The organism is Streptomyces muensis (genome assembly GCF_021474425.1).
Taxonomy (GTDB): domain Bacteria; phylum Actinomycetota; class Actinomycetes; order Streptomycetales; family Streptomycetaceae; genus Streptomyces; species Streptomyces muensis.
The window spans coordinates 1-4,302 of the sequence record NZ_JAKEIP010000438.1; the positions used below are offsets into that span (position 1 = coordinate 1).

Here is a 4,302-nt window from a genome sequence, read left to right on the forward strand (position 1 = left end):
GGAGGGGGCCGTGGTGCTGGCGGACGGGTTCTCGTGCCGGACGCAGTTGGAGCAACTGGCGGGGGTGCGGGGGCGGCATCTCGCGGAGGTGCTGGCGGATGGGCTGGAGGAGAAGTGACGGAGGAGAAGTGACGGAGGAGCTGGGGGACGTGACGTACGGGCTGGCGGACGGTCCGGGGAAGAAGTGACGAGCGGGCTGGGGACAGAAGTGACGGACGGGCTGGCGACAGAAGTGAGGGCCGAGCTGGCCCGGGTGGCCGTCCTCTCCGACATCCACGGGGTGCTGCCCGCCCTGGAGGCCGTGCTCGCCGAGCCGGAGGTGGCCGATGCCGAGCGCGTCGTGCTCACCGGGGACATCACGGCCGGCCCCCAGCCGGCCGAGGTGCTCGACCTGCTGCGCGAGCAGGGCGAACGTGTGCTGTGGCTGGCGGGGAACGCGGACCGGGAGCTGGTCGAGTACCGGCGGGGCGAACGCGACGCGATCCCCGACCCGATCGGCCCGTACGCGGCCGGCCGCCTCACCGACGAACACGTCGCGTTCCTCGCGTCCCTCCCCAAGACGCTCACGCTGCCCGTCCGCGGCCTCGGCGACGTCCTGTTCTGCCACGCCACACCCCGCGACGACGAGGAGGTCGTCCTGGTCGACTCGCGGCTCGCCCGGTGGAGGGAGGTCTTCGCGGACCTTCCGGCGACCGTCCGCACGGTGGTCTGCGGCCACACCCACATGCCCTACGTCCGTCTCGCCCACGGCCGCCTGGTGGTCAACCCCGGCAGCGTCGGCATGCCGTACGGCCGCGCGGGCGCCCACTGGTGCCTGCTGGGCCCGGGAGTGGACCTGCGGGTGACGCCGTACGACGTCGCGACGGCCGTCGGCCGGGTGGTGGCGGAGTGCGCGTACCCGGAGATCGCGGAGTGGGCCGCCCACTACCTCGATGCCCGTGTCACGGACGCCGACGCGCTGGCGGCGTTCGGGCCCCGGGACGGGCGGGAGACGGGCGCGTGAGCGGACCGGATCAGCCGTTCGGCCGAGCCCTGCCCCGGTGCGCCCGGCCGCAGGCGTCGCCCGACCCGCGAACCCGCGCCGGCTGTGCTGGACTGGCCTGGGCCGTGTCCCGCGGATCATGCCGGCGTCGCCGGACAGGCCTCCAGCCGTCCTGAGCCACGCACCGCTAGGAGCCCTGACCGTGCCCCTGCCCCTCCGCGTCCAGACCATCCCCCGCGCCGAGCACCTGGCGTTCGTCGCGGCCCGGCCGTCCGTCAGCCATATGCAGGTGCCCTCCTGGGGCGAGGTGAAGCCTGACTGGCGGGCGGAGAGCCTGGGGTGGTTCGACGAGGAGCAGGGCGGACGGCTGGTGGGAGCCGGGCTCGTGCTCTACCGGCCGCTGCCGAGGCTGAAGAGATACCTGGCGTATCTGCCCGAGGGGCCGCTGATCGACTGGTACGCGCCCGACCTCGCCGAGCGGTGGCTCGCGCCGATGCTCGCGTACCTCAAGGGCAGGGGCGCCTTCTCGGTGAAGATGGGCCCGCCCGTCGTCGTACGCCGCTGGAACAGCGAGGCGGTGAAGGCCGCCATCGCCGACCCGGCCGCCCGGCGACTGCGCGACACCGAGCCCACGACCTGCGATCAGCGCGCCCTCGACATCGCCGGAGGACTGCGGCGGGCCGGCTGGCGGCAGGCCGAGCCGGGGAGCGAGGAGGGCTTCGCCGCGGGGCAGCCGCGGTACGTGTGCCAAGTGCCCTTCGCCGGGCGGTCGCTGGAGGACGTCCAGCGTGGCCTCAACCAGCAGTGGCGGCGCAACATCAAGAAGGCCGACAAGGCGGGCGTGAAGGTGGTGCGGGGCGGCTACGACGACCTGCCCGTCTTCTACGACCTCTACGTCGAGACCGCCGAGCGGGACCGTTTCGTGCCGCGCCCGCTGCCGTACTTCCAGCGCATGTGGACCGCGCTGACCGCCGAGCACCCCGACCGCATGCGGCTCTACCTCGCCCACCACGACGGCGACACCCTCGCCGCCGCCACGATGCTGATGGTCGGCACACATGTGTGGTACTCCTACGGCGCCTCCACCGGCCGCAGTCGCGAGGTCCAGCCCAACAACGCCATGCAGTGGCGCATGATGTCCGACGCCCACGAACTCGGCGCCACCGTCTACGACTTCCGCGGCATCACCGACACGCTGGAGGAGTCCAACCACCTGCTGGGCCTGCTGCGGTTCAAGGTGGGGGCCGGGGGTGAGGCGGTGGAGTACCTGGGGGAGTGGGACTTCCCGCTGAACCGGCTGCTGCACAAGGCGCTGGATCTGTACATGGCGCGGCGGTAGTCCGGCCGGGAAGAGGCGTTCGGGGCCGTCCCGTCCTCGTCCCTGGTGCCGGTCCGTCCACACTCTGGGACAGTGGCGTAATGGGTTCACACACCTGACGGGGTCTACTACCCTGGACTTGGCAGTACAGCATGATGAACACCGGGCTGAACGACGAACACCACCCTGTCCGGCCCTGTCCTGCCCTTGTCCTGCTCCATCCGCCCGAGCCGAGCCCTGGAACGCCCGTGAGCACCCCCGACGCCGCCACCACCCCCGCACCGGCCCGAGGCCGGGCCGTCCCCGAGCCGACGGGCGGCGGGCCGCGCCGCTGGGGTTCCCTCGGGCCGGTGGGCCTGGTGCTCGCCGGAGGGATCTCGGTGCAGTTCGGCGGCGCGCTCGCGGTGAGCCTGATGCCGAGGGCCGGTGCGCTCGGCGTGGTGGCGTTGCGGCTGCTGGTGGCGGCGGTCGTCCTGCTGCTGGTCTGCCGTCCCCGGCTGCGCGGCCACTCCCGTACCGACTGGGGCACGGTGATCGTCTTCGGGATCACCATGGCGGCGATGAACGGCCTCTTCTACCAGTCGGTCGCCCGCATCCCGCTGGGCGCCGCGGTCACCCTGGAGGTGCTGGGCCCGCTCGCCCTCTCCGTCCTGTCGTCCCGTCGCGCGGTCAACTTCATCTGGGCCGGACTCGCCCTCGGCGGTGTCTTCCTCCTCGGCGGCGGAGGCTTCGACAGCCTGGACCCCATAGGTGTCGCCTTTGCCCTGGGTGCCGGCGCCATGTGGGCGGCCTACATAGTCTTCAGCGCCCGTACGGGCCGACGCTTCCCCCAGGCCGACGGGCTGGCGCTCGCCATGGCGGTGGGGGCCGTACTGTTCCTCCCCCTGGGGATCGCCGAATCGGGCACGAAGCTGCTCGACCCGGTGACCGTCGGCCTCGGCGCGGCCGTCGCCGTCCTCTCCTCGGTCCTCCCCTACACCCTCGAACTCCTCGCCCTGCGCCGGTTGCCCGCGGCCACCTTCGCCATCCTGATGAGCCTCGAACCGGCCGTCGCGGCGACCGCCGGCTTCCTCATCCTCGACCAGGCCCTCTCCGCCCTCCAGGCCCTGGCCATCGCCCTGGTCATCGCGGCGAGCATGGGGGCGGTGCGGACGCAGGTGGGGCGCGGGAGGACGAAGGCCGTCGCCGACGGCTAGTGCCCCGGCTCTAGCTGCGCATCAGCAACCCCTGGACGGAAAGCCCGTGGTTGACGCGCAGCCGGCGCAGCTCCCACAGGCCCACCGCGGTCACCGAGGCCGGGGCGCCGAGCACGAGCAGGATCCGGACCGGTACCGGCACACCCGCGTAGGCGCCCGTGAAGAGGTCGACCAGGGCCATCTCCCACACCAGTGTCATGGCCAGCAGCGGCGGCAGCGTCTCGTGGATGTCGGCGGTGCGGAAGACATGGGTGAGCGCCAGGCCCACGCCCCAGACGATGAAGGGCAGCACCCATACGAAGACCACCGCGAGGGCGACGACCGTGACGACGGTCATCGCCGGGCCGGTCGCGAAACGGCCCTCGGCGAAGCCGGTGAGCACGATCACCGGGAACACGAACACCGCGGCCAGGAGCGCCACGATCGCGCCGAAGCACCTGGCCGAACGACGCAGCAACTCACGCCGGGCCGTGTCCGGCACCAGGGCTAGCAGGATGCCGACCGCGACCGGAAACGTCACGGACAGCAGCAGGACGCTGATCCAGGACTGGTCGGTGCGCTTGCTGACGACGTCCCCGATGGAGTCCGCGATCTTGTAGGTGAGCGACATCCACACCATCGCGGCCAGACCCACCAGGGTGCGGATCTTCTGTATGCGGGCCACGGTGGGGTCCTCGACGATGCCCGGCCGGGACGGCTTGAAGACCCTGCGCGCGGTGTGGACGGGACCGATCCGCCGCCACAGCCGCATGAAGGGGCCGGGCGGCACGGGCGCGGGCGGGCCGGGGTGCGGCGGGTAAGGGTAC

General features: G+C 72.4%; 4 protein-coding genes. 3 read left to right on the forward strand and 1 reads right to left on the reverse strand.

The annotated features are described in order from the left end of the window. The first annotated feature begins 208 nt into the window (after positions 1-208). The 3 genes from L0P92_RS42545 (at position 209) to L0P92_RS42555 (ending at position 3,496) form a co-directional block, all read left to right on the forward strand. The gene (locus tag L0P92_RS42545; protein WP_234768502.1) at positions 209-1,003 is read left to right on the forward strand and encodes a metallophosphoesterase family protein; all 795 of its coding nucleotides are present in this window, start codon (positions 209-211) and stop codon (positions 1,001-1,003) included. Positions 1,004-1,190: 187 nt separating this feature from the next. Then, on the forward strand, positions 1,191-2,321 hold the full coding sequence (locus tag L0P92_RS42550) for a lipid II:glycine glycyltransferase FemX (protein WP_234768504.1): 1,131 nt from the start codon (positions 1,191-1,193) through the stop codon (positions 2,319-2,321). A gap of 227 nt (positions 2,322-2,548) precedes the next feature. Continuing rightward, entirely contained in the window at positions 2,549-3,496 is a 948-nt protein-coding gene (locus tag L0P92_RS42555; RefSeq protein WP_234768503.1) for an EamA family transporter, read from the forward strand. Between the two features lie 10 nt (positions 3,497-3,506). Here L0P92_RS42555 and L0P92_RS42560 read toward each other — a convergent pair. Beyond that, a partial coding sequence (locus tag L0P92_RS42560) for a hypothetical protein (RefSeq protein ID WP_308289820.1) occupies positions 3,507-4,302 on the reverse strand: 796 nt, incomplete at its 5' end.